This window comes from Actinomadura logoneensis (genome assembly GCF_003428695.1).
GTDB lineage: Bacteria > Actinomycetota > Actinomycetes > Streptosporangiales > Streptosporangiaceae > Spirillospora > Spirillospora logoneensis.
Map to the genome: position 1 here is coordinate 1 of NZ_QURH01000171.1, position 5,259 is coordinate 5,259.

At 74.6% G+C, this 5,259-nt stretch carries 4 protein-coding genes; 1 reads left to right on the forward strand and 3 read right to left on the reverse strand.

Annotated elements, in window-relative coordinates; all coding sequences use genetic code 11:
- Positions 1 to 118: 118 nt before the first annotated feature.
- A complete protein-coding gene (locus DZF91_RS08860) occupies positions 119 to 1,018 on the reverse strand; it encodes a Rossmann-like and DUF2520 domain-containing protein (RefSeq protein ID WP_117356992.1) in 900 nt (299 codons plus the stop codon).
- 304 nt (positions 1,019 to 1,322) lie between these two features.
- Between DZF91_RS08860 and DZF91_RS08865 the strand changes: the two genes are divergently transcribed.
- Positions 1,323 to 1,607: a hypothetical protein gene (locus DZF91_RS08865; protein WP_147341063.1), complete on the forward strand. Its 285-nt coding sequence runs from the start codon at positions 1,323 to 1,325 to the stop codon at positions 1,605 to 1,607.
- Positions 1,608 to 1,679: 72 nt separating this feature from the next.
- Here DZF91_RS08865 and DZF91_RS08870 read toward each other — a convergent pair whose 3' ends face one another.
- Complete coding sequence (locus DZF91_RS08870) at positions 1,680 to 4,190, reverse strand: ABC transporter permease (protein ID WP_117356994.1); 2,511 nt, start codon at positions 4,188 to 4,190, stop codon at positions 1,680 to 1,682.
- Positions 4,191 to 4,195: 5 nt separating this feature from the next.
- On the reverse strand, positions 4,196 to 4,969 hold the full coding sequence (locus DZF91_RS08875; RefSeq protein WP_235834177.1) for an ABC transporter ATP-binding protein: 774 nt from the start codon (positions 4,967 to 4,969) through the stop codon (positions 4,196 to 4,198).
- Positions 4,970 to 5,259 lie beyond the last annotated feature (290 nt).

Consider the following 5,259-nt stretch of genomic DNA (forward strand, 5'->3'; position numbering starts at 1 on the left):
GCCGCGGCGCGGGTCGCCGGTCGGTCGGCACGGGGTCGTCGGGTGCCTGCCCGGCCGCCGGACGCCGCCCGGACGGGCGGTCTGTCGGGGCCGGGCCGGGGCGGGACCGGACGTCCGGTCAGTCGGCGAGGGCTTCGAGCAGGCGCTCGGCGTCCTCGGGCTTGAGCCGTCCGGCGGCCAGCGCCCGGTCGGCGGTGAGGCGGGCCAGCGCGACGTAGGCGCGCCGGCTCTCCGGGGAGACGCGGGCCAGCTCGGCGACGTGCTCGCCGACCGTCCCGGCGTCGCCGCGCGCGACGGGGCCGGACAGGCCGTCGATGCCGAGCCGCAGCCCGTTGTCCAGGGCCGCGCCGAGCAGCGGGCCGAGCATCCGGCCCGGCTCGTCCACCCCGGCGCGGCGCAGCAGGTCCATCGCCTCCACGACCAGCGTGACCAGGTGGTTCGCGCCGCCCGCGAGCGCCGCGTGGTACAGCGGGCGGCGCTCCTCGGCGATCCAGGCGGGCTCGCCGCCCATCTCGAGCACCAGGGCCTCGGCGACGGGCCGCAGCGGCTCGGGCGCGGTCACGCCGAACGAGATGCCGGTGAGCCGGTTCACGTCGTCGGGACGTCCGGTGAAGGTCATCACGGGGTGCAGCGCGAGCGGCAGCGCGCCCGCCCCGGTCAGCGGGTCCAGGACGGCCGCGCCGTACCGGCCGCTGGTGTGCGCGACGAGCCGGCCCTCCACGGGCGTCCCGGTCGCGGCGAGCCCGCCGGCGAGCTCGGGCAGCGCGTCGTCCGGGACGGTCAGCAGCACCAGTTCGGCCGCGCCGACGACCTCGCGGGGATCGGTGACCTCCGCGTCCGGCAGCCGCTCCGCGGCCCGCCGCCGGGACGCCTCGGACACCGCCGACACCGCGACCACGCGGTGCCCGGCGTGTTCGAGCGCGACTCCGAGGGCGGTGCCGACCCGTCCGGCGCCGACGACGCCGACCGAGAGCCGGGCCGGGCGGTCCGCCGGATCGGGCGCCTCGGAGCCGGGCATGGCAGAAGCATTCATGGGATTCGTTCCAGTCCTCAAAGGTAGGTACCGGACGTGCGCGACCCAGCGTACCCGTGGGTCGCAAGGCGCCCGGAACCGCCGCACCATCGCGACGGGGTGACCAGATGGCTACCCATGGTGACATTCGCCACGGCGCAGCGGCCACAGTTGCCCCGGCGGCCACCGGGACCCCTTGCCACCGCAACGACACGCCCAGTAACTCTGAGGGGGTGATGGCCGTCACGCGCAGGTCCAGCAGGTGCCCCCGAGGATTCGGGGGCGCTCCCCCCGAGAGATGGAGCACAACGTGATCAAGACCGTCCTCCGGACCGCGGCCGTGACCGCCACCGTCGCCGGGACCGTCCTCCTGGCCGTCCCCGCCCAGGCCGGGACGCACATCCACAACAGCAACAAGGGCCGGGCCACCGGCAACACCGTGAACTTCATGATCGTGGGCGGGTACGGGGTGACCTGCGGGACGGTGTCGGTCGCGGGCCAGGCCGGCACCGCCTGCGACGGCAACGCCACCCACAACGACGCGAACCGCAGCCTCTCCGGCGGCGGGTACGGCGGCCTCCGCGGCCTCCGCTGACCCGCACGCCGGACACGCCACCGCCCCACCGCATCGACGGATGCGGTGGGGCGGTCGGCTTACCCGGAGGGCTCAGCCCGCCGAGAGGGACTCGACCACCGACGCCTTCGCGGCGCGCCGGGCCGGCATGACGGCCGCGACGACGCCCGAGACCCCGGCCAGCAGGATGAAGCCCGCGATCTGCAGGTACGGAACGTCGAACACCGCGTTGTCCGACATCGCGCTCGTCGCCGCCCAGCCGAACCCGATCCCGAGGACGATCCCGGTGAGCGCGCCGATCACGGCCATGACCAGGGCCTCCACCGACAGCATCCGGCGGAGCTGCCGGCGGGTGAGGCCGAGGGCGCGCAGCAGCGCGGACTCGCGGGTGCGCTCCACCACCGACAGCGACAGCGTGTTGGCGATGCCGAACAGCGCGATCACGATGGCCAGCCCCAGCAGCCCGCCGAACACCATCAGCAGCATGTTGACCGCCTTGGTGAACTGGTCGCGCAGCTCGGCCATGGACCCCACGCGGATCGTCGGGTACGGCTTGGCGGCCTGGTCCACGGCGTGGCGCGCGTCGTCCACCTGGACGCCGGGCCGCACCTTCGCCCACACGACCGCCGCGTCCCGGACGGCCGAGACCCGCGCGAAGTCGGTCTCGTGCACCAGCACCCCGTCCAGCGGGACGTCCCCGCGGAAGATCCCCGCGACGCGGAGCGGCACGCTCCCCCGCTCGCCCCGGACCTGGACGGTGCCGCCGACCCGGTAGCCCTTCGCCTTGGCGGTCCTGGCGTCCACGATCAGCGTCCCGGGCTCCGGCGCGGACACCGTGCCCGCGTCCGCGCTGATCTTGATCAGCGAGCCGAACGAGGACGCCGTGACGGTCCGCACCGTCGGCCCGCCGCCCGACTTGGGCCGTCCCGCCTCGCGCGCCTCGGTGACCTGCTCGAGCTGCGGCAGCGCCCGCAGGTTCGCGACCAGCGGGGCGGGCACCAGCCGGCTCGTGTCGTCCACGGCCCTGCCGCCGCCGAACTGCGACTCGACCTGGAAGTCCACCGGGAAGTGCTCGTCGAGCTGCGCGTTCGCGGTGGCGGTGCCGCTGGCGGCGACGACCGAGAACAGGCTCATCAGCCCGATGCCGATGGTCAGCGCGATCGTGGTGGTCGCGGTGCGGCGCGGCGTGCGGCGCGCGTTCTCGACGGCGAGCCGCGCGGGCACCCCGCCCGTCCGCGCCGGGAGGGCACCGACCAGACGGCCGAGCGGACGCACCAGGGCGGGCATCACGGCGACGACGCCGATGAAGAACAGCATCCCGCCGGCCGCGACCACGTACATCGCGGTCTCGCCCTTCTGGGTGCCGAACCCGCCGTACCCGGCCAGGCCGATCCCGCCGAGGCCGAACACGGCGCTCAGCACCGTCCGGACCCAGCCGAGCCGGAACCGCCCGCTGCCGGGCTCCAGGTCGGCGCGCAGCGCGGCGACCGGCGCGACGCGGGTGGCGGCGCGGGCGGGCAGCAGCGCGGAGACGACCGTGACGACGACGCCGACGAGCAGCGCGACCAGCACGGTCCGGAGGGTCAGGCCAGGCCCGGCGAGCGTGAGGCCGGTGTCGAACGAGCCGATCACCGCGAGCGCTCCCGCGCCCAGCCCGAGCCCGGCCGCGAGGCCGAGCAGCGACCCGACCAGGCCGACCACGACCGCCTCGACCAGCACGCCGCCGAACACCTGGCGGCGGGTCGCGCCGACGCAGCGCAGCAGCGCCATCTCGCGCGTCCGCTGCGCGATGAGGATCGCGAAGGTGTTGTAGATGACCAGCGCGGACACCAGCATCGCGACGAAGCCGAACAGCAGCAGCCCGGTCTGGATGACCTGGGTGTCCGCGCCGTTGGCCTTGGACAGCCGCTGCGCGAGGGCCTTGCCGGTCAGCGCGTCGTGCTCGGGCCCGACGGCCTTCGCGACCGCGTCCCGGCCGCCGCCGAGCACGTCGATCTCGGTGAACGTCCGCTCGCCGGTCATCGCGCTCGCGGTCGCGGCGTCGAAGCCGACCGCTCCCCGCATGCTCGCGTCCCGGTCCATGCCCATGTCGACCAGGCCGACGACGGTGAACCGGTGCGGCCGGTTCTTCTGGTCCAGGACGGTGACGGTGTCGCCGACCTTGAACTTCTGCCGCTTGGCGAGGTGGCTGTCGAGGACGGCCTCGGACGGCCCCTTCGGGCTGCGGCCCCCGTCCAGGTCGTAGCGGAGCAGGCGTCCGGACGGCACCGACATGCCCATGGTCGGCATGTCGCCGACCGCCTTGCCGTCCCGTCCGACCAGTGCGGCACTGCCCTTGACCAGGCCCTCCGCGGCCGTGACGCCGGGGACGGCCCGGACGCGGGCGAGCAGCGACGCGGGCAGCTCCCCGTCCTCGTGCTTCGGCAGGACCGCGACGTCCACCTTCCCGGCGGACGTCGCGAACGTCTTGTCCACCCCGGACCGCATGGCGTCGGTCAGGACGAACGTGCCGGCGATGAACCCGACGCCGAGGGTGATCGCGAGCGCGGTGAGCAGCAGCCGCAGCCGGTGCGCCGCGAGCCCGGCGAGTGTGGTCTTCAGCATCGTGCTCAGGCCCCCAGGCTCTTGAGCCGGTCGAGGACGGTGTCCGGCGTCGGCTGGAACAGCTCGGTGACGATCTGGCCGTCCCGCAGGAACACCACGCGGTCGGCGTAGGACGCGGCGACCGGGTCGTGGGTGACCATGACGATGGTCCGGCCCATCTCGCGGACCGACGCGCGCAGGAAGCCGAGCACCTCCGCGCCGGACCGCGAGTCGAGGTTGCCGGTGGGCTCGTCGGCGAAGATGACCTCCGGGCGGGCGACCAGCGCGCGGGCGCAGGCGACCCGCTGCTGCTGTCCGCCGGACAGCTCGTTCGGCCGGTGCCCGAGCCGCTCGCGGAGCCCGACCACGTCCACGACCTTGTCGAACCACTCCCGGTCGAGCTTGCGCCCGGCCAGTTCGAGCGGGAGCAGGATGTTCTGCTCGGCGGTCAGCGTCGGCAGCAGGTTGAACGCCTGGAAGATGAAGCCGATGCGGTCGCGGCGCAGCAGGGTGAGCTGCTTGTCGTTCATCGCGGTCAGCTCGGCGTCGCCGAGCGTGACCCGCCCGCCGGACACCGTGTCGAGCCCGGCCAGGCAGTGCATCAGCGTGGACTTGCCGGACCCGGACGGGCCCATGATCGCGGTGAACGCGCCGCGCGCGAACCCGACGCTGACGCCGCGCAGCGCGTGCACGGCCGCGTCGCCGGAGCCGTAGACCTTGCTCACCTCGGCGGCGACGACCGCCGCCGGCTCGGCGGCCCGGCCACGAGGCCCGGGCGGGGTGGTGAACGTGCTGGTCACTGCGGCTCCTTCGGGTGGTCTCCAACTGTCGGAGTCCACGCTAGGAAGCGGCGCGCGCCCTGCCATCGCCCGTGTGTCCACGCTTCGGCTCAGCACTTCGGCTGGCGACCGCCCTCACCTACGACCTAAGTCGTACATCACCGTCAGACCGTCCGGTGACCCTACATATGCCGACCTGCATGGACGGCCCGCGACCTCGCCGGGACCACGGGCGCCCGAGTCCGACCGACGCCCGCGACCGCGGAGAGCGGGCGCCGTCCGACCGACGCCCGCGACCGCGGCGAGCGGGC

Excerpts from the sequence above, each read along its gene's own strand:
- DZF91_RS08860 (WP_117356992.1), bottom strand. The coding sequence starts at position 1,018 with ATGCCCGGCTCCGAGGCGCCCGATCCGGCGGACCGCCCGGCCCGGCTC.
- DZF91_RS08870 (WP_117356994.1), bottom strand. The coding sequence starts at position 4,190 with ATGCTGAAGACCACACTCGCCGGGCTCGCGGCGCACCGGCTGCGGCTG.